21 protein-coding genes and 1 pseudogene are annotated in these 19127 nt (G+C 72.0%); 9 read left to right on the top strand and 13 right to left on the bottom strand.

Translation table 11 applies throughout. The features are described 5' to 3' along the window. Positions 1-117: 117 nt before the first annotated feature. Both T328_RS26130 and T328_RS26125 read right to left on the bottom strand, forming a co-directional pair. Complete coding sequence (locus tag T328_RS26130) at positions 118-1008, bottom strand: ketopantoate reductase family protein (protein ID WP_496498647.1); 891 nt, start codon at positions 1006-1008, stop codon at positions 118-120. Between the two features lie 118 nt (positions 1009-1126). Beyond that, the gene (locus T328_RS26125) at positions 1127-1834 is read right to left on the bottom strand and encodes an SDR family NAD(P)-dependent oxidoreductase (protein WP_496498622.1); all 708 of its coding nucleotides are present in this window, start codon (positions 1832-1834) and stop codon (positions 1127-1129) included. A gap of 103 nt (positions 1835-1937) precedes the next feature. Here T328_RS26125 and T328_RS26120 point away from each other — a divergent pair, with 103 nt between their 5' ends. Further along, on the top strand, positions 1938-2825 hold the full coding sequence (locus tag T328_RS26120; RefSeq protein ID WP_496498621.1) for a helix-turn-helix transcriptional regulator: 888 nt from the start codon (positions 1938-1940) through the stop codon (positions 2823-2825). 16 nt (positions 2826-2841) lie between these two features. Here T328_RS26120 and T328_RS26115 read toward each other — a convergent pair. Next, positions 2842-3144: pseudogene (locus T328_RS26115) on the bottom strand (hypothetical protein); the annotation flags it as partial. Between T328_RS26115 and T328_RS26110 the strand changes: the two are divergent. Beyond that, positions 3048-4847 (top strand): hypothetical protein, encoded by a 1800-nt coding sequence (locus T328_RS26110; RefSeq protein WP_496498649.1) that lies wholly within the window; start codon positions 3048-3050, stop codon positions 4845-4847. The pseudogene T328_RS26115 and the gene T328_RS26110 sit on opposite strands and share 97 nt — an antisense overlap. 22 nt (positions 4848-4869) lie before the next feature. Then, the gene (locus T328_RS26105; RefSeq protein WP_496498620.1) at positions 4870-5028 is read left to right on the top strand and encodes a hypothetical protein; all 159 of its coding nucleotides are present in this window, start codon (positions 4870-4872) and stop codon (positions 5026-5028) included. An 11-nt stretch (positions 5029-5039) separates the two neighbouring features. On the opposite strand, the gene T328_RS26100 is transcribed toward T328_RS26105, so the two are convergent. From T328_RS26100 to T328_RS26085, 4 genes are all read right to left on the bottom strand, one after another. Next, positions 5040-5789 (bottom strand): hypothetical protein, encoded by a 750-nt coding sequence (locus tag T328_RS26100; RefSeq protein WP_496498619.1) that lies wholly within the window; start codon positions 5787-5789, stop codon positions 5040-5042. Positions 5790-6162: 373 nt separating this feature from the next. Next, positions 6163-6381 carry a DUF397 domain-containing protein gene (locus T328_RS26095; protein ID WP_496498618.1) on the bottom strand — a complete coding sequence of 73 codons (219 nt, stop codon included), beginning with the start codon at positions 6379-6381 and terminating at the stop codon, positions 6163-6165. Then, complete coding sequence (locus tag T328_RS26090) at positions 6365-7207, bottom strand: helix-turn-helix domain-containing protein (RefSeq protein WP_496498617.1); 843 nt, start codon at positions 7205-7207, stop codon at positions 6365-6367. The genes T328_RS26095 and T328_RS26090 overlap by 17 nt, the downstream gene beginning before the upstream one ends. A 77-nt stretch (positions 7208-7284) precedes the next feature. Continuing rightward, complete coding sequence (locus T328_RS26085; protein ID WP_496498616.1) at positions 7285-7749, bottom strand: NUDIX hydrolase; 465 nt, start codon at positions 7747-7749, stop codon at positions 7285-7287. 172 nt (positions 7750-7921) lie between these two features. Here T328_RS26085 and T328_RS26080 point away from each other — a divergent pair, with 172 nt between their 5' ends. Both T328_RS26080 and tmk read left to right on the top strand, forming a co-directional pair. Continuing rightward, complete coding sequence (locus T328_RS26080; protein WP_496498615.1) at positions 7922-8503, top strand: 3'-5' exonuclease; 582 nt, start codon at positions 7922-7924, stop codon at positions 8501-8503. After that, positions 8481-9122: a dTMP kinase gene (gene tmk, locus T328_RS26075; protein WP_496498614.1), complete on the top strand. Its 642-nt coding sequence runs from the start codon at positions 8481-8483 to the stop codon at positions 9120-9122. The genes T328_RS26080 and tmk overlap by 23 nt, the downstream gene beginning before the upstream one ends. Before the next feature lie 65 nt (positions 9123-9187). Here the strand turns inward: tmk and T328_RS26070 are convergent, their stop codons facing one another. The 3 genes from T328_RS26070 to T328_RS26060 are packed head-to-tail and all read right to left on the bottom strand — an operon-like array spanning position 9188 to position 12644. After that, a complete protein-coding gene (locus tag T328_RS26070) occupies positions 9188-9931 on the bottom strand; it encodes a succinate dehydrogenase/fumarate reductase iron-sulfur subunit (RefSeq protein ID WP_496498613.1) in 744 nt (247 codons plus the stop codon). After that, on the bottom strand, positions 9928-11880 hold the full coding sequence (locus T328_RS26065) for a fumarate reductase/succinate dehydrogenase flavoprotein subunit (RefSeq protein ID WP_496498612.1): 1953 nt from the start codon (positions 11878-11880) through the stop codon (positions 9928-9930). The genes T328_RS26070 and T328_RS26065 overlap by 4 nt, the downstream gene beginning before the upstream one ends. Before the next feature lie 2 nt (positions 11881-11882). Further along, positions 11883-12644: a succinate dehydrogenase gene (locus tag T328_RS26060; RefSeq protein WP_496498611.1), complete on the bottom strand. Its 762-nt coding sequence runs from the start codon at positions 12642-12644 to the stop codon at positions 11883-11885. A gap of 96 nt (positions 12645-12740) precedes the next feature. Here T328_RS26060 and T328_RS26055 point away from each other — a divergent pair, with 96 nt between their 5' ends. Beyond that, the gene (locus tag T328_RS26055) at positions 12741-13655 is read left to right on the top strand and encodes a LysR family transcriptional regulator (protein WP_496498610.1); all 915 of its coding nucleotides are present in this window, start codon (positions 12741-12743) and stop codon (positions 13653-13655) included. 204 nt (positions 13656-13859) lie between these two features. Here T328_RS26055 and T328_RS26050 read toward each other — a convergent pair whose 3' ends face one another. After that, complete coding sequence (locus T328_RS26050) at positions 13860-14807, bottom strand: endonuclease/exonuclease/phosphatase family protein (RefSeq protein WP_496498646.1); 948 nt, start codon at positions 14805-14807, stop codon at positions 13860-13862. Positions 14808-14938: 131 nt separating this feature from the next. Next, the gene (locus T328_RS26045) at positions 14939-15628 is read right to left on the bottom strand and encodes a M15 family metallopeptidase (protein WP_496498609.1); all 690 of its coding nucleotides are present in this window, start codon (positions 15626-15628) and stop codon (positions 14939-14941) included. Between the two features lie 86 nt (positions 15629-15714). Between T328_RS26045 and T328_RS26040 the strand changes: the two genes are divergently transcribed. The 3 genes from T328_RS26040 to T328_RS26030 all read left to right on the top strand — a co-directional run bounded on the left by T328_RS26040 (position 15715) and on the right by T328_RS26030 (position 18426). Next, the gene (locus T328_RS26040) at positions 15715-16419 is read left to right on the top strand and encodes a response regulator transcription factor (RefSeq protein WP_496498608.1); all 705 of its coding nucleotides are present in this window, start codon (positions 15715-15717) and stop codon (positions 16417-16419) included. Between the two features lie 82 nt (positions 16420-16501). After that, positions 16502-17107 (top strand): ArsR/SmtB family transcription factor, encoded by a 606-nt coding sequence (locus tag T328_RS26035; protein ID WP_496498607.1) that lies wholly within the window; start codon positions 16502-16504, stop codon positions 17105-17107. A gap of 17 nt (positions 17108-17124) precedes the next feature. After that, a complete protein-coding gene (locus tag T328_RS26030; protein WP_496498606.1) occupies positions 17125-18426 on the top strand; it encodes an MFS transporter in 1302 nt (433 codons plus the stop codon). A gap of 60 nt (positions 18427-18486) precedes the next feature. Here the strand turns inward: T328_RS26030 and T328_RS26025 are convergent, their stop codons facing one another. Next, entirely contained in the window at positions 18487-19119 is a 633-nt protein-coding gene (locus tag T328_RS26025; RefSeq protein WP_496498605.1) for a TIGR03085 family metal-binding protein, read from the bottom strand. Between the last annotated feature and the right edge of the window lie 8 nt (positions 19120-19127).

Genomic DNA, 19127 nt, shown 5'->3' with positions numbered 1-19127 from the left:
CTCGCCGTGCGCCACGTGCCCGCCGGGTGCCGGGGGATTCACCGGGCGTACGCGCCCGCCGGGTGCCGGTGGTTCGTCGGGCGTACCAGCTCGGTGTGTGCCCGGGGTTCACCGGGGCTACGCGTCCGCCCGCGCCCCGATCTCCGCGACCAGCCGCTCCGCCACCGGCACCGCGATGCCGTGCGCCCGCGCGCCGCGCAGCAGGGCGCCGCCGATGGCGTCGAGTTCGAGGGGGCGGCCCGCCTCGGCGTCGCGGAGCATGGACGACTTCGTACGGGCCGGGAACGTGTCGTACATCGACGCGACCGCCGCCGCGTCCACCCGCGCCCCGCATGCGCCCGCGACCGCGGCGGTCTCCGCCAGCAGCGCCAGCATCTCGTCCCGGTGCTCGCCGCGCACGCCGCCGACGGGCAGGCCGTGGCGGGTGGTGAGCAGCGCCATGGGTGCGAGGAAGGCCATCTTCGTCCACAGGACACTCGCCTCGTCGCCGAGCACCTGCGCCTCCACGCCGGCGTCTGCCAGCGCCCGTGCCGCCCACTCCAGCCGCTCGCGCGGCGCCGTGGCGGAGGCGAGCGAGAGCTTGGTGAACGGGCTGCCGTGCTCGATGAGCCCGGGCGCGACCCGGGTGGACTCCACGGTGATCGTGCCGGCGGCGACCTGCTCCGGCCGGTAGCGGGCGCGCAGCGCGGCCATGTGGTCGACGCCGTTGAGCAGCGGCACCACGAGCCCGCCGCCGAGCGCCGCGGGCGGCACCCGCTCCAGCGCGGCGGCGAAGGCGGTGGCCTTGACGGCGACGACGCACAGGTCCACGGGCTCGCGCAGCTCGGTGTCGCCGGCCACGTTCGTGGCGAAGTCCCCGAACTGCCTGCTGTTGACGGTGATCCCGCCCGCCTGCAGGGCGCTCGCGGTCTCGGCGCCGGCCAGCGCGGTCACCCGGTGCCCGGCCCGGGCCAGCAGCCCGGCGACCAGCCCGCCGACCCCGCCGGGGCCGAGTACAGCAGCGTTCAACGTGTCCATGTCGAGCAGTAAAGGCCACGTGAGCGATGTCGTCCACCCGCTCGCGGCTACGACCGCGGCGCCTCCGCGAAGGGGGAGGGGACCGGGGCCAGTACTCCGGGGCCGGGGCTTACCAGGGCAGGGGTCCCTCGGCGTCGAAGTAGCCCCCGGTGGGGCCGTCGGGGGCCGCCTGGGCCATGCGGACGATGATCTCGGCGCCCTGTTCGACGGTCTGGACGCCGGTGTTCCCGTTGAGATCCGTCTTGGTGTAACCGGGCTCCACCGCGTTGATCCGCATGTTCGGGAACGCCTTCGCGTACTGCACGGTGATCATGTTGATCGCGGTCTTCGACGCCGGATACGCGATGCCGGGGTAGGCGTGGATCGGGGTGCCGGCGGTGGTGACCCGGGTGAGGGAGGCCAGGCCGCTGCTGAGGTTGACCACGACCGGGGAAGCCGACCGCTGGAGCAGCGGCAGGAACGCGTGGGTGACCCGCACCGTGCCGAAGACGTTGGTCTCGAACACCTGCCGCATCATCCCGGCGGTGACGTCCGCGGCGCCGATCACGCTGTTGTCCTCGGCTCTTCCTTCGATGCCGGCGTTGTTGACCAGCACGTCCAGTCCGCCGTCGGCCTCGACGGTCTTGGCCGCGGCCACGACGGAGGCGTCGTCGGTGACATCGAGCTGTACGGTCCGCGCACCCAGCTGCCGGGCGGCCCGGCGGCCTCGCTCGGGGTCCCGGCTGCCGATGTAAACGGTGTGGCCTGCGGCGACGAGGCGGCGGGCGGTCTCGAAGCCGAGACCCTTGTTCGCTCCGGTGATCAGTGTGGTCGTCATGTCTCCACGGTGCGCCGGGACCGTTCGGTCAGCCAGGCGTCCGGTCTTCCTGGGACCGGCCGTACCAGGCGGACCAGACGGTGGGCGGTGCACACTGGCAGATATGGCGACGACGGAATTCGGGCAGGCGGTACGTCGCTGGCGCGACCGGACCCCGCCCGAGGCGGCCGGGCTGTCCGCCGGCGCGGTTCGGCGCACGGCCGGGCTGCGCCGCGAGGAACTGGCCATGCTCGCCGGGATCTCCGTCGACTACGTCACCCGGCTCGAACAGGGCCGCGCGACCCGTCCCTCGTCTCAGATCGTCGAGGCACTGGCCAGGGCCCTGCGGCTGTCGGGGGACGAGCGCGCCCACCTGTTCCGGCTGGCCGGGCTCGCGCCGCCGGGTCCGCAGACCGTTCCGTCGTACATCACCCCGAGTGTCCAGCGGCTGCTCGACAGAATGACCGGGACACCCGTGGCGGTCTATGACGCGTCCTGGACCCTCCTCATCGCCAATGCGCCGTACGCGGCCCTGATGGGGGATCCGTCCGGCTGGCGTGGCAACGAGCGCAACGCTGTCTGGCGCCACTTCCTCGGACCGGGCACCCGGGCCCGCCACACGCCACAATCCCTGCGCGACTTCGAGACCGCGCTGGTCGCCGACCTGCGCGAGGCGGCCGGCCGCTACCCGGCCGACCGGCGACTGCGGCGGCTGATTGCGGAACTGCGCGCGAACAGCGACCGGTTCGCCGCCCTGTGGGACGCCGGCACCGTCGGCCACCACGAGGCCGCACGCAAGACCATCGACCACCCGCATGCGGGACCGCTGACATTGGACTGCGACGTACTCACCGTGGCGGGCAGCGACCTCCGGATCATGGTCTACACGGCCGAACCCGGCACCGAGGACGCCGAACGCCTCGCCCTGCTGACCGTGCTCGGCACCCAGACACTCGCCGATCCCGCGGACGCACAGGCTCAGGATCTGCCCCGGTCTTCACGTCGGCGATGAACGCCGCCCATACGTCGGCCGTGAAGGTGAGGGCGGGCCCGTCCGGGTCCTTGGAGCCCGGACGGAGACTCGTCGGGCTCGTACGGTTACAAAAAGTAGCCCCCCGGGGGGGGGATCGACGGAGGTGCGGCCGGGCCGCGGAGATGTCACAGGTGGCTTGTAGCGTTGCCGGAACCGCGGCCGTGGTGACGTGAATTCCCCTGGTGAACGGGATCTGTACGCATGTCCATCTCTCTCTACAGCGCTCGCGTCCTTCAGCTGGACACCGCCGAGCGACGCGTGAGGTTCCGGGTCTTCCTCGCCCGGTACGACCGGTCATGGGGCCGTGAGGACTTGGTGCCGGACGACGCGGGTTTCTTCCTCCGCGTGCTCTGGGACGCCGCCGACGGTATGGCGAACAGGCGTCACGGCCCACTCCACGACCTCGTGGGCATCGAGGAGTGCATCGACCCGGAGTGGGTTGATGCCCACAGTCACCGTTTCGTACGGGCGGCGGAGCGGCTGGCCACCCGCAACACCCCCGTCGACGACGCGCATGCGGACCGTCTCGCCGTCTTCTACACGGACCACTTCGACAGCCTCGACGCCCACTACCACGAGTGGGACAGCCGCTGGACACACGAAGACGACCTCGTCCAGGCCGACTACGACGTGTGGGTCACCGACCCCCGCTGGCTGGCACCCCTCCGCCACGGGCAGGGCTTCGTCACCTCGGCGTACCAGAGCCGGCCCGACCCCGCCGGGCTGTCGGCGGCGGCGACGGGGAGTGCCTACGCACGCCTGGGCTGGCTCCGCGCAGAGCGGGGTGACCTCGACGGCGCGGCGGCTTGTTACCGGCGGGCGGCCGACCTGGGCGACGTACACACGACGGTGGAGGCACTGCTGTACCTTGACGAACTGCACGCTGGCCGCGAGGTGGCCGGGTTCGCCAATGAGGTGAGGCGGCATGCACGGGCCGCTCTGGAACTCTGCGTCCGGCTGCGGTCGGACGGGCGGCAGGACGAAGCGCGGGCGGCGTACCTGATCGCCCTTGAGGCCAGAGACCCCGCCCTTCTCGCGGAGGCCCGGCAGCGAGCCGGCATGGAGACGCCCGCCGAACGCGGTTACCGCCTCGTGCGGGAAGGCAACCGTGCTGCTGCGGCGGCGGAGTTGCGGCGGGTCTACGAACCCTCTTCCCTCGTGGTCGAATTCGGCCTGGCACTGTTCACCGGGGACTTCGGCGCCGCGGAATCGGCCCTGCGGCGGATCGGCGGCGACCTCGAAGAAACGTGGCTCGGCGAGGTGGCCGTCGACCTGGCCTTCGTACACGCCCGCGAGGGAGACGACGCGGCGACGGAAGCCGTGATGGAGCTGCTGACCCGGAACGAGTTCGCCGCCTGGGCATGGCACTATGCCCTGGGCAACGGCTCTGCGCACCCCCTTGAGGCCGTCGTCGCCATCGGGCGGAGGCTGACCGCGGCGCTTCCCCCATCCGACTACGAGGTGTACGGCACCCGGCCGTACACCCGGTGCCACGAGGCGTACTGGATATGCGTCGGCGAGCTGGGCGGCACCGAGGCGGCGGACGCGGCCGTCCTCAGGCTCGGCCGCCTGCTCCACGAGATCGGCGACACCGGGGCGGCGCGCGCGGCGTACGTGTGCGTCCGCGAGCTGGGTCGTGCCGGGGCGGAGAGCCGGGCCACCGTGGGGCTGGCCCGGCTGCTCGACGAGACCGGTGCGGACGAGGAGGCCGCCGAGGCGTACGAAGCGGTGGCCGACCACGTCGGGGCGGCGCACGAGGCGGGCGGGGGAGCGGCCGGCCGCACCGACGCCCGCGTGACCTCCGCCCTCTCGCGGATCCGCGACGAGGAAGGGACGTCTGCCGAACTCGACGTCCTCGAAGGCGAGCTGGTGCGGCTGCACGGCCCCCGGCCCGACGGGGACTCCCGTGCCGCGTCCCTGTACGCGCAGTGGCTGGCGGCCACGGGAGACGAACAGCGGGCACGGGCCCTGATGCTGAAGATCAGCGAGCAGGGAGCGTAGCCGGCGGAAGGCGCCGTGGCCGGTGCCGTCCACACCGCGGCTCACCCATCAGCTCGGGACCTTCGGAGACGGCGCCGGGCTGTTGCTGCAGACCATGATGGACGAGCATCGGATAAGCCAGGGCTGCTGGTTGATCGACACGGCCTCCGCCGTCCACTCCTACACCGCGTACGAGCGGTGAAGGCGCACTATCTAGGCCGCTGCGTCGATGGTGACGACGCCCGCGGACTCCGGCCCGATCAGGAGGAGTACGCCGCGGGGGCCGTAGTCGTCGTCTGACACCTCGAACGGGATGCCGACGCCGTACGCGTGCGGGGCGGCGGCCGCGTTGCCGGCCGTCACCGCCGCCGCGACGGTGGCGAACAGGTCGCGCCCGAGCAGCCTCGCCAGGCGTTCCCAGTCGTGCTCGCACTGCGGGTCGTCGTCGGAGACTTCGTCGTCGTCAATGTCGCCGTAGACCCATGCCGTGGACCTGGCCATGCGCACGGTGTCGTTCTCGAAGTCGGCAAGGAACCCGGCGAAGGCCGCGGCGTCGAGACGATGCGGCGCGGGGTCCTCCGTGTTCCACCATTCTTCGTCCTCAAGCTCGTCGCTGTGGACGAAGGACTCCCACCACCGGCGGACCGCGGCGTCGACCGCGTCCGACTCCGCGGAGAGGTCCAGGCCGTGGGTCTCGACGTAGACGTTGATCTGCGTCGGGTCGTTGTTGGTCACCATCGCGAGGTCGCCGAGCAACTCCCCGGCGTCCCGTGCGCGGGTGAGCAGGCGCAGCCCGCGGTCGGACGGAACGCGCGCCGACTCGCCGCACCCGTCGGCCAGGCTCGCCTCCAGCGCGGTGATGAGTTCGCGGGTGGGATCCCCGAGCGCGCCGGGACCCGGATCCGCCGGCCCGCATGCCTGGAGGAGGCGTGTCGCAGTGACCGGATTCAGCGGGTGGCGCACCAGAGTCCCTAAGCGTTGGGGTTGGTAGCTGCTCGCGGGTGTGTGTACACGAGGTCGAGTTAGCTCGATCGTGTGATGGTCGGCCCGTGGGCTTGCGGCGCTGTGGGCCGACCGGGTTAGCGTGATCGTGCGATCTGGGACGCCGGGTACGGCGCCAGTGTGCGGGGCCCCCGCTCCACCGGAGAGATGGTCCGGGGCCTCCCCGTCGCCTCTGGCCGTACCCACATGGCCAGGTCGCGCAGGGAACCGGACTCCCGGGCACGGACCACGCACAGGATGCGTGTCGCCGCCCCGGGGTCGAGCACGCCGGGGACCAGCTCGCCCAAGACCGTTCGGGGCGCGCGGCTGAACGGGACCCACTCCTGCTCAGTCCTCAGGAACGGTAGGCGCCGGTCTTCACGTCGGCGATGAATGCGGCCCAGGCGTCGGTCGAGAAGGTGAGGGCGGGCCCGTCCGGGTTCTTGGAGTCCCGGACGGGCACGACGCCGGACGCGGCGAAGCCGGGTGCCCACTCGACGCAGTCCCCGCCGTTGCTGTTGCTGTAGCTGGACTTGGCCCAGTGGGCGTGGGACAGGTCAGGGGTGATGCTCATCGGGAAGTTCCTCCATAACGGACCGAATGAACTCCGCAGTCTCGGCAGGCGATCGTGCGTAGGCCCGTAGTACATCGCATGCTTGGGTGCACCTGCGAATGGTTTCGGGATCTTCGATCAAGCGGCCGGTCGTGATGCTCTCTTCGTACGCCACCGCGGTGCCGTTGTCCAGGTTCCACAGCGCCAGTGTGCCGCCCATCAGCGGGTGTGCACCGTGCGAGTGCGGAAGAACCTGGAGGAGACTCGTCGGGCTCTCGACCCACTGGAGCAGCGACCGAAGTTGCTCGTGCATCACCTCTGGACCGCCGATGGTTCGCGTGATCGCGGACTCTTCGAGGATCACGGAGAGCCAAGCAGGCCTCTCCCTCTTGAGGATGGCCTGACGGCTGAGGCGGGCAGTCACGAGGTCGTCGACCGACTCGGTGGGCGCCAGCGGGTTACCCACACTGAAGATCGCCCGGGCGTAGCGCTTGGTCTGCAGGAGGCCGGGGATCACGAACGGTGCGTACTGGATGATGCCGATCGCCTGCGCCTCCAGCTCCATCCGGCGCCGGTACTGGTCCGGATGGATCTCCCGCTTGGCGAGGGCGTACAGGCGCCCGAAGTGCCCGTCCGTGCCGAAGCAGGCGTCCAGCTTCTCGCTCAGGTCCGGCGGCGGGATCGCCTCCGCCGTCTCGATCCGCGCCAGGTGGGCCCTGCTGTAATTCACGATGTCGGAGAGGGCTTCCAGCGACATCCCGGCGTTCTTCCGGTACCGGCGGACCTCTGCTTCGTACAGATCGCGGGCGGAACGGTCCGGCTTCAACTCGCGCTCTTTTGCGACCATGTGCGCACACCCCCATGGGACGCCAACGTGATCCCGAGTGTAGCGTCAGACCGTCATCGAGTGGTCACAAAAAGTGACTACGTCCTCTGCTGGTTCCACGTACCCAGCACTTCCTGGACGGCTTCAGAGGTCTTGTGCTGTCCCGTGGCGTCGGCCCATTTGTAGTCATCATGCTCGGTGAGCCGTACCTCGGAGCCCGTGGTTGCGGCGGCGAAGTTGAACTGGCGGGTGGGTCGACCGGAGCCGGAGGTGTAGTCGAAATGCCCCAGGTAGCAGCGGATGTCGGTGATGGTCAGGCCGGTCTCCTCGGTCACTTCCCGGTGCACCGCGCCGATGAGGGTTTCACCGGGTTCGACGCCGCCCGAGGGTAGCTCCCACAGGTCGCCCAGGAAGTCGGCGGCGGGCCGGTGCAGGAGCAGGATCCGGCCGGTGTCGTCAGTAATGACGGCGCCGACGACGTGCTTGGTGATGCCGTCGGCGTCGGCGGCGATGGTGAGCGCCTGGAGCAGGGCGTGGTCGACGGGTGCGGCTGGTGCGTTCACAGCAGATCCTCGTGGTGGCGGGTGACCTTGGCCAGGGCCGCGGCGTAGGCGTCGGCGAGGGCGGAGTGTTCGGGGACGTGCCAGACCGGCAGCTTGAGCGTACCGGTACGTCACCCTCATCGGGAGCGGCGGCACGGCCGGGCCGAGATCGAATGGAAGGACGGCACGCAAGATGGCTGACTGGACGGACCTCACTTACGCGGTCGTAGACGTTGAAGGCAACGGGCAGCACCCGCCCGACCTGGTGGAGCTGGCGGCCGTCCCGATCGTGGGCGGGGTCGTCGGGGAGCCGTCAAGCTGGCTCGTCCACCCGGCACGGCCCATCAAGCCCTTCGCCACCCGGATTCACGGCCTGACCAACAATGACGTGGTCGCCGCGCCGAAGATGGCGTACATCAAGGACACGGTGACGGCAACCTTGCAGGGTGCCGCCATCGTCGCCCACAACGCGCACGTGGACATCGACGTTCTTCGGCGTGAGTTGGGCGACTGGTCTGTCCCCGAGGTGTTCGACACCCTCAAGCTCTCGCGCCGTCTCTGCCCGGACCAGACGACCCACCGCCTGAGCGCGTTGGTCGAGGCGTTCAAGCTGGCTGAGGGGGTGCCCGATGGTCTCGTGCCGCACCGCGCCACTTATGACGCGTTGGTGACGGCCCGCTTGTTCGTGCGACTTGCCACCAAGGCGGGGTCGCTGGAAGAACTGCGCGGCACACCACCGGGAGGGGGCGAGGATGAAGCTCCGGCCCTTTTCTAGCCGCAAGCGTGGAGTGTTCATCAGTGTGGATGGCCCGAGCGGCGCAGGGAAATCCACCATCGTTCACCACCTCGCGCAGTTGCTCGTAGCAGCCGGTGAAGAGGTGCACGTTACGGCCGAGCCGTCCAGCGGTTCTATCGGGAAGCTCTGCCGCGAGTTGACTGAGACGGTCACCGGTCACGCGCTGGCCTGCTTGTACGCGGCCGACCGCTACCACCACGTCGAGACCGAGATCCGCCAAGCCACCGGAGCCGGGCAGACGGTCATCACCGACCGCTACATCCCGTCGGGGCTGGTCATGCAGCGATTCGACGGCATTTATCCGTCGTTCCTCTGGCAGCTCAACGCCGAGGTTGAACGGCCGGATCTCGCGGTGATTCTCGAAGCTGACCCCGAGGTCATCTCGGAACGACTGCACGAGCGCGGAGCGCATAACCGCTTCCAGCTCTCGCCAGGCAGCAGTCACGCCGAAGTTCATTTCTACCGGCAGGCCACCGACCGCTTGATACAAAGAGGTTTCGACGTCCTGCGCGTGGACTGCAACCAGGGACTACCCGAGAAGTCCGCAGCCTTCATCCGCGACCGGCTTATGAGCTTCTTCTCCCCCTGCCAGGAGTGAACGGCACGGTCGAGCTGAGCACGACCTCGCGCTTCAAGCGTACTTCCGAACTGGTCAAATCGGCCCTACGCCGACTTCCGGGCCGCGCGCAGGAACTCGCGGTTCAGGGACGAGATCGCCTGCAGCGGGATGCCCTTCGGGCAGGCCACCGCGCACTCGCCGGTGTTCGTGCAGCCGCCGAAGCCCTCGTCGTCCATCCGGCCGACCATGTCCAGCACCCGCGACTCCCGCTCCGGCGCGCCCTGCGGCAGGGTGTTCAGGTGGACGACCTTCGCCGCCGTGAACAGCATCGCCGAGCCGTTCGGGCAGGCCGCCACGCAGGCGCCGCAGCCGATGCACTCCGCGTGCTCGAAGGCGGTCTCCGCCGCCGGCTTGGGGACCGGGGTGGCGTGGGCGTCGGGGGCGCTGCCGGTGGGGGCGGTGATGTAGCCGCCGGCGCCGATGATGCGGTCGAAGGCCGAGCGGTCCACGACCAGGTCCTTCACCACCGGGAACGCCGCCGCCCGCCACGGCTCCACGTCGATGACGTCGCCGTCCGCGAACGACCGCATGTGCAGCTGGCAGGCCGTCGTACGCTCCGGCCCGTGCGCCCGGCCGTTGATGACCACGCCGCACGCGCCGCAGATGCCCTCGCGGCAGTCGTGGTCGAAGGCGACGGGCTCGTCGCCGGCGAGGATCAGCCGCTCGTTGAGGGTGTCCAGCACCTCCAGGAACGACATCTGCGGCATGACGTCCGCTACCTCGTACGAGACCATCTCGCCGGCCGCGTCGGGGCCCGGCTGCCGCCAGACCCGCAGGGTCAGGTTCATTGGTAGCTCCGTTGGGTGGGAATGACGTACTCGAACTCCAGGTCCTCGCGGTGGAGGACCGGTGCGGCCCCGGTGCCGGCGAACTCCCAGGCCGCCGCGTACGAGAAGTGCTCGTCGTCGCGCGCCGCCTCGCCGTCCGGGGTCTGGCTCTCCTCCCGGAAGTGGCCGCCGCACGACTCGGCGCGGTGCAGCGCGTCGAGGCACATCAGCTCGGCCAGCTCCAGGTAGTCCGCGATGCGGTTGGCCTTCTCCAGCGACTGGTTCAGCTCCGCCCCGCTGCCCGGCACCTTGATGCGGCGCCAGAACTCCTCGCGCAGCGCCGGAATCCGCTCCAGCGCCTTGCGCAGCCCTGCCTCCGTACGGGCCATGCCGCACTCGTCCCACAGCAGCCGGCCCAGCTCGCGGTGGAAGGAGTCGGGGGTGCGGTCGCCGTCGACGGCGAGGAGCAGGTTCAGCCGGTCCTCGGTGTCCGCGACGGCCTCGGCGACGGCCGGGTGGTCGGGGGAGACCTGCTCCGGGCGGTGGCGGGCGAGGAAGTCGCCGAGGGTGGCGGGGAGGATGAAGTAGCCGTCGGCCAGGCCCTGCATGAGCGCGGAGGCGCCGAGGCGGTTGGCGCCGTGGTCGGAGAAGTTGGCCTCGCCGATCGCGAAGAGGCCGGGGACGGTGGTCTGCAGGTCGTAGTCGACCCACAGTCCGCCCATCGTGTAGTGGATCGCCGGGTAGATGCGCATGGGCACCTCGTACGGATCCTCCGCCGTGATCCGCTCGTACATCTCGAAGAGGTTGCCGTAGCGCTCCTCGACCGCGGCGCGCCCCAGCCGCCGGACGGCGTCGGCGAAGTCGAGGTACACGCCCTGCCCGCCGGGGCCGACGCCGCGGCCCTCGTCGCAGACGTTCTTCGCGGCCCGCGAGGCGATGTCGCGGGGGACGAGGTTGCCGAAGGAGGGGTAGAGGCGCTCCAGGTAGTAGTCCCGCTCGTCCTCCGGGATCGCGTTCGGCGGGCGGGTGTCGCCGTGCGCCTTGGGCACCCAGATGCGGCCGTCGTTGCGCAGCGACTCGCTCATCAGCGTCAGCTTCGACTGGTGGTCGCCGGAGCGCGGGATGCAGGTGGGGTGGATCTGGGTGAAGCAGGGGTTGGCGAAGTACGCGCCGCGGCGGTGGGCCCGCCAGATGGCGGTGGCGTTGGAGTTCTTGGCGTTGGTGGAGAGGTAGAAGACGTTGCCGTAGCCGCCGGTGGCGAGCACGACGGCGTCGGCGAGGTGGGTCTCGATCCGGCCGGTGACCAGGTCGCGGGCGACGATGCCGCGGGCCCGGCCGTCGATCACGATCAGGTCGAGCATCTCGGTGCGGGCGTGCATCTCGACGTTGCCGGCTTCGATCTGCCGGGACAGCGCCTGGTACGCGCCGAGGAGGAGCTGCTGGCCGGTCTGCCCGCGGGCGTAGAAGGTGCGCGAGACCTGAACGCCGCCGAAGGAGCGGGTGTCGAGCAGGCCGCCGTACTCACGGGCGAACGGCACGCCCTGCGCGACGCACTGGTCGATGATCTCGACCGAGACCTGCGCGAGGCGGCGCACGTTGGACTCGCGGGCGCGGAAGTCGCCGCCCTTGACGGTGTCGTAGAAGAGCCGGTGCACGGAGTCGCCGTCGTTGCGGTAGTTCTTGGCGGCGTTGATGCCGCCCTGGGCGGCGATGGAGTGGGCGCGGCGCGGGGAGTCCTGGTAGCAGAACTGGGCGACGTGGTAGCCCTGTTCGGCGAGCGTGGCGCCGGCCGCGCCGCCGGCGAGGCCGGTGCCCACGACGATGACGGTGTAGCGGCGGCGGTTGGCGGGGTTCACCAGCCGGGCGGTGAAGCGGCGGCGGTCCCAGCGTTCGGCGATGTCGCCGGGCGGGGCGGCGGCGTCGGCGACGGGCTCGCCCTCGGTGTAGTGCGGGTATGTCGTCGGAGGCATCGTCAGTTCACGACTCCCGTCATGACGGCCACGGGGACGGAGATGAAGCCGCAGGTCAGCACCAGCGCAAGGGTGTTGGTGACGGCCTTGAGGGCCCGCTCGCGGGCCGGGCTCGCGGCGCCGAGGGTCTGCACGGCGCTCCAGAGGCCGTGCCGCAGGTGCAGGCCCAGGGCGAGCATCGCGGTGATGTAGATGACGTTGCCGTACCAGGTGGAGAAGGTGGCGACGGTGTTCTCGTACGGGCGGCCGGTCTGGGCGTTCTCGTTCACGGTGAGCGTCGTGAGGTCGAGGATGTGCCAGACGACGAAGAGGCCGAGGATCACCCCGCCCCAGCGCATGGTGCGGGTGGCGTAGCTGGCGCGGCGGCGCTTGTGCACGTACGCGACCGGGCGGGCGGCGATGTCGCGGCGGCTGAGCTGGTACGCGGCCACGCCGTGCAGCACGACGGCGGCCACCAGCACGACGCGGATCATCCACAGGGCCCACTCGTAGTGGAGCACCGGGCCGCCGAGGGTGCGCAGCCAGTGGCCGTAGTCGTTGAACTCCTCCGCGCCGTAGAAGACCTTGAGGTTGCCGACCAGGTGGGCCACGAGGTAGCCGAGCATGATCAGGCCGGTGACGGCCAGCACCGTCTTCTTGCCGACGGTGGAGCGCCAGAGCAGTGCGAGGAGCGACGGCGGGTAGGGCGGCTTTCCGGCGGATGGCTTTCCGGCGGGTCGCTTTCCGGCGGGTGGCTTCGACGCCGACTTCGTGGTCAGGGCCATGACTGTGACGGTAGGGAGGTCAGTAGGCATCCGTCCAAGACATGAATTCGCTGCTTTCGATAGGTGATGGCTATCGTCGGGCCCTACGCTGACTCCATGCACCTGCAGCAGCTCCGCTACTTCGCCGCCGTCGCCGAGAACCGCCACTTCACCCGGGCCGCGGAGCGCGAGCACGTGGCCCAGCCGTCGCTGTCGCAGTCCGTAAGGGCGCTGGAGCGGGAGCTGGGCGCCGAGCTGTTCCACCGGGCCCGCGGGCACATCACCCTCACCGACGCCGGCGAAGCGCTGCTGCCGCTGGCGCGGCGCATCCTGGCCGACACCGAGACGGCGCGGCGGGAGGTCCAGGAGGTCGCGCAGCTGCGCCGGGGGCGGGTGCGGCTGGGGGCCACGCCGAGCCTGTGCGCGAGCCTGGTGCCGGACGCGCTGCGCGCGTTCCACGCCCGCTACCCGGGCATCGAGTTGCACGTACACGAGGACGGCTCGCAGGACCTGGTACGGACGCTGGCGGCCGGCGAGCTGGACCTCGCGCTGGTGATCACGCCGCTGGCGGGGCAGGCGCCGGCGCTGACGACGACGGAGCTGCTGCGGGAGGAGCTGGTCGTGGTCTCGTCGCCGGACGCGCCGCCGGTCACGGGAGCTGGGGCCGGGGCCGGAGCCGGAGCCGGCGGCCGGGGGATCCGGATCGGGGATCTGCGCGGGCGTCCGCTGGCGATGTTCCGGCACGGGTACGACCTGCGGGAGCTGACGGTCGCGGCGTGCCGGGAGGCGGGGTTCGAGCCGGAATTCGGGGTGGAGGGCGGGGAGATGGACGCGGTGCTGGGGTTCGTGCGCGCGGGGCTGGGGGTGGCGGTGGTGCCGAGCATGGTCGCGGAGCGCTCGGGGCTCGTGACGACGGCGTTCGCGGCGCCGGGGCTGCACCGGACGATCTCCGTGGCGCACCGGGGCGACGTGTCGCCGCCCCGGGCGGCGCGGGAGCTGCGCCGGCTGCTGATCAGCGCGGCGGGCGGCTGAGGGCCGCGGGCCTGCGGGGAGTGCCGCGGGCGTACGGGGACGGCTCTCCCGTACGCCCGCGGCGCCGTGCCGCATCAGCACGTCAGGCCGTGCCCCAGTGGGTACAGGTCCGAGCCCGTCGCCCCCGGCTCCTGGATCGCCACCGGCAGCCGCCCCGTCGGGCGCAGGCCGCCGTAGACCGCGTGCGGGCCCGCGCCGCGGTGGTCACCAGGAGATACCGGCCGCCACCGGCAGATGGTCGCTGTCCGTCGCCGGCAGCACCCACGAACTCCGCGGCTCCACACCCCGTACGAGGATCTGGTCGATCCGCGCCACCGGGAAGCTCGCCGGCCAGCTGAAGCCGAAGCCGTTCCCCGCCTCCTCCTGCACCGAGCGCACCTGCTCGGTGAGATCGTCGAACGCGCGGTCGTCCACGGTGCCGTTGAGGTCGCCGAGGACCACGACCCGCTCGTTCGGCTCGGCGGCGACCGCCGCGGCGAGCGCCCGCGCGCCCTGGTCGCGCTGGTGCGTGGACAGGCCGGCGCTGGGGTTCACGCGTACGGACCCCAGGTGGGCCACGTACACCGCCAGCGGCCCCCGGTCGGTGGCCACGGTGGTGCGCAGCCCGCGGGTCGGGTACATCGCGATGTCGACGGACCGGGTGCCCGACAGCGGCAGCTTGCTCCACAGCCCCACCGTGCCCCGCGTGACGTGGTACGGGTACGTGTCCGCCAGCGCTGCCTCGTACAGCGGCTTCGCCGCCGGGGTGATCTCCTGGAGCGCCAGCACGTCCGCACCGGAGCCGGCCAGGTCGCGGGCGGTGCCGGCCGGGTGGGGGTTGGCGGCGCCGACGTTGTGGCCGGCCACCGTGAGGTCGCTGCCCGGCCGGGACTTGTCGGTGAGCAGCCCGCCGAAGAGGCTCAGCCACACCGTGACCGGCAGCACCAGCGCGACCACCGCGGACGCGGAGCGGCGCCACAGCGCACCGGCGAACAGCGGGACGACGAACAGCCCGAACCACGGCAGGAAGGTCTCCACCAGGCTGCCCAGGTTCTTCGCCCCGCTCGGGATCTGCGCGTGCAGCGCCATGAGCAGACCGAGCAGCAGCGCCAGCGCCGCGAGCACCCGGCCGCGCCGCCAGGGCGCGGGGCGGCGCAGGGCGCGGGCAGCCAGGTGCAGGCCCGTGAGCCGGGTGCCGGGGTCCGCATTCCGGCGATCGTCCTTTCGGCGATCGTCTTCCCGGCGGTCGTCGTCGACCCGCCCGGTCTCCAGCGTGTCCTCCTGCGACTGCGCCACCTGCTCGCTCAACTCTGCATCCTCGGGTCCTCGGTGGGGTCGGCGTACATGGGCGGGCAGCGGCTGCCGATCGCCTCGGTGCGCAGCTCGTAGTGCCAGGGCTCGTTCCGGTACACCGGGCACAGCCCGTAGGCGGCGCCGTGCTCGAAGAGCCACATCTGCGCGTCGGATTCCCCGATGTCGACCGCGTCGCCCGACACGTGCGGAGAGGTCTCCGGAGTTGCCACCCACCGGGCGGCCTCTTCTTCCGACCCGTATTTCCCGACCGCCTCGCGGAGAAGCCGATCCTGGTACGCCGGAGAACGCCAGCCGCTATTGACCTGGAAATCGACTCCGTAGGCTGCGGCATCCTTCGCCGCCGCGCGCAGCGCCGTAAGTAAACCGGTGTCGAGTTCGGCAACCGCCGGAATCGTGTCGTCGAAAACCGTCGTGCCGTCGGGGACGACACCGTCGGCTTCGCCGACCGCACCGCCGCGCCCACGCTGTGCGGATTTCGACGGCGCGGGGGCCGAGATCCCCGGTGCGGCCGGGGACGCCGAGCCGGCCGGGGTGGCCGAGGCGGCGGAGTCGGACGGGGTCTGCATCGAGCGGTAGCCGAGAGGTGCGACCACCGCCACGACGAGGGCGATCGCGCCGATGCCCAGGAGCGTGCGAATCCGGTGGCCTGTTCTCCGCACCGATCGTCGGGTACGAGTCATTCCGCCAGTCAAGGCAACGGGGCGTTGCCGGCACGTATCCGGTTTTCCATACGCCGCCGATATACGTCCGCTCGTAACATCGGCACATGCGCGTGCTGATAGTCGAAGACGAGCCCTTTATGGCGGAGGCCATCCGCGACGGCCTCCGGCTGGAGGCGATCGCGTGCGACCTCGCGGGCGACGGGGACACCGCCCTGGAACTGCTGGGCGTCAACACGTACGACATCGCCGTCCTCGACCGCGACATCCCCGGCCCTTCCGGCGACGAGATCGCCCAGCGCATCGTCGACTCCGGCAGCGGCATGCCGATCCTCATGCTCACCGCGGCCGACCGGCTCGACGACAAGGCCACCGGCTTCGGCCTCGGCGCCGACGACTACCTCACCAAGCCCTTCGACATCCGCGAACTCGCGCTCCGGCTCCGCGCCCTCGACCGCCGGCGCGCCCACATCAGGCCCCCCGTGCGGGAGATCGCAGGGCTTCGGCTCGACCCGTTCCGCCGCGAGGTCTACCGGGACGGCCGCTACGTCGCGCTGACCCGGAAGCAGTTCGCGGTGCTCGACGTCCTCGTCGCCGCCGAAGGCGGCGTGATCAGCGCCGAAGAGCTGCTGGAACGCGCGTGGGACGCCAACGCCGACCCGTTCACCAACGCCGTACGCATCACCGTCTCGGCGCTCCGCAAGCGGCTCGGCCGACCCTGGCTGATCGCCACGGTGCCCGGCGTCGGCTACCGCATCGACACGGCGTCCGGCGCCGACGACGAAGGAAGCGGGGGAGCAGACCGTGCGTAGGCCGCCCGGACCCCGCGCCCTGGAGCCCGGGGATTGCGAAAGAAGTATTGCGCAATGATTCTTTTGTACCTACGGTGCCGGTATGAGGCGAGAACCTGAGCGGATCACCGAGCTGGAGCAGCTGAAGGCGTTCACCCACCCGCTGCGCATCGAGCTGTACCGGCTGCTCACCGCGGCCCGCAGCGCCACCGCCTCGCACCTCGCGGAGCAGGTCGACGCGGCGGTGTCGCTGGTCAGCTACCACCTGCGCAAGCTCGCCGAGCACGGCTTCATCGAGGAGGCGGCGGAGCAGGGCAGGGACGGGCGGGAGCGCTGGTGGCGGGTGTCCGCGGAGCGGTCCTTCTCCTTCCGGTCCGCGGACTTCGACGACACCCCCGAGGGCACGGCGGCGCTGACCGGCGTCACCCGTGAGCTGCTGGCGACCCGGACCCGTACCTACCTCAACTACCTGGACCAGCAGGCGGGGTGGGGGCAGGAGTGGACGCGTGCGGCGTTCAGCTCGGAGTACACCGTCCGGCTGACGGCGGACGAACTGCAGGAGCTGGCGGAGGAGATGGGCGCGTTCGTACGCAGGTGGCGGGAGCGGGCCGAGGAGGCGGAGGCCGCGGCCGCGGAGGACGGCGGTGACGCCCGCGCCGGGCGCGAGACCGTCGCCCTGCACCTCTACGGCTTCCCCTTCCGCCCCTGAGCCGGGGGCCCGCGCCCGTGCCCGCCCGCCGCGACGCCGGCGTCCTGCGGTGGCTCGTCGCGTACGCCGTCTCCGTGCTCGGCGACGGGGTCTGCTTCCTCGCCCTCGGCTGGGCCGCACAGCGGGTCGCGGGCCCCGCGGAGACCGGGGTGGTGATGGCGGCGGGCTCGGTGCCGCGCGCGGTGCTGCTGCTCGGCGGGGGAGTGGTCGCCGACCGCTTCGGGCCGCGCCGGGTCGTCATCGGCGCCGACGTGGCGCGCTGCGTCCTCGTCCTGGGCGCCGCCGCGGCCGTGGGGATCGCCGCGCCCGGGCTGTGGCTGCTGGTCGCGGTGGCGCTGGCGTTCGGCGTGGTCGACGCGCTGTTCCTGCCCGCGGTCGGCGCGCTGCCGGCGCGGATCGCGCCGCCGGAGGAGCTGGCCCGTGTCGCCGGGCTGCGGGCGCTGGCCCTGCGCCTCGGCGGCGCCGCGGCTGCGCCGGTCGGGGGGTACGCCCTGGCGCTGGGCGGGCCGGGGGCGGCGTTCGCGGCGGCCGGGCTGCTGTTCGCCGTGTCGGTGCCGCTGCTGGTGACGCTGCGCGTACGACCTCTGCCCGCCGCGCGCGCCGCCCCCGCCGGGGAGGCGGCGGGGCAACCCGCGGGCGCCGGGCGGGAGTTGCGGGAAGGGCTGCGCTACGTGCGCGGGCACCGGCTCATCGGGCCGCTCGTCCTCTCCGGCGCCCTCTGCGAGTTCGGCCTGAACGGCCCGCTCAACGTCGGCGTCGTCCTCCTCGCCGCGGAGCGCGGCTGGGGCGCCGCCGGACTCGGCTGGCTGGTCGGCGCGTTCGGCCTCGGTGCCGGCGCCGGGGCGCTGCTCCTCGCCGTCGCGGGGCGGCTGCCGCGCCCCGGCCCCGTCCACGTCGCCACGCTCGTCGCCGCCGGCGCCGCGCTCGGCTGCGTCGCGCTCGCGCCCTCCCTCGGGCTCGCGGTCGCCGCCTGCGGGCTCGGCGGCCTCGCCGGCGGCGTCTGCGGCGGACTCGCGCAAGCGCTGATCCAGACCTCCGCCGCGCCCGCCTACCTCGGCCGGGTCACCGCCGCCACGAGCCTGACCGGCCTGGGGCTGGCGCCGCTGTGCTACCCGCTCGTCGGCGCGGCCATCGGGTTCTGGGGCAGCGCCCCGGTCTTCCTCGCCTGCGGCGCGTTCAGCTGCCTCGGCGCCGTCGTCTGCCTCGCCGCGCCCGCCGTACGCCGCGCCGAACTGCCCCGCGCCCGCAGCCTGCCGCGCCGGAACCGGTCCGCCGGTACGGGCCCGCTGCCGGACCCGCCGGCCGCCCCGGCTCCGTAGCGGATCAGGCGTGGCCCCGACCGGCTGGCGCCGCCCGGCGCAACTCGCCGCCGCGCGGCGTCAGATGCCGAGCTGCGCCGCCTGCGCCTGCGCCACGGCGTCCTCGTCGCCCGCCAGCTCCACCTTCGCCGCCTCCTGCCGCCCGGTGCCGAACAGCAGCAGCTCCGCCGGCTCCCCGGTCACCGTGACGACCGGCGCGCCCCGGTGGGCCACCGCCGTCTGCCCGTCCGGCCGGCGCAGCACCAGGCCCACGGGCGACTTGCGGCCCAGCACCCGGGCGCCGCGCTCCAGCCGCTGCCACAGCGCGTCGGAGAAGACCGGGTCCAGCTCGCGCGGCGCGTAGTCGGGCTGCGCGCGGCGGACGTCCTCGGCGTGGACGTAGAACTCCACGATGTTCGCCGCCTCGTCGACCTGCTTCAGCGCGAACGCCGAGAACCGCGGCGGCCCGCTGCGGATGAGCTGCACCAGTTCCTCGTACGGCTTCCGCCGGAACTCCGCCTGCACGCGCTCCAACCGGTTCTGCAGCGGCTTGAACAGGGTGCCGCTCCACGCGTCCTGCCGGCGCTCACGCACTACCACGTGCGCGGCCAGGTCGTACGCCGTCCAGCCCGCGCACAGCGTCGGCGCCTCGGGGCCGGCGCTCTCCAGCAGATCGGCGAGAAGCAGCCGTTCCCGCTTCGCATGGGTCGTCATGCGGCCAC

This window comes from Streptomyces sp. CNX435 (genome assembly GCF_059570575.1).
This window is presented reverse-complemented; position numbering and strand designations above follow the sequence as displayed.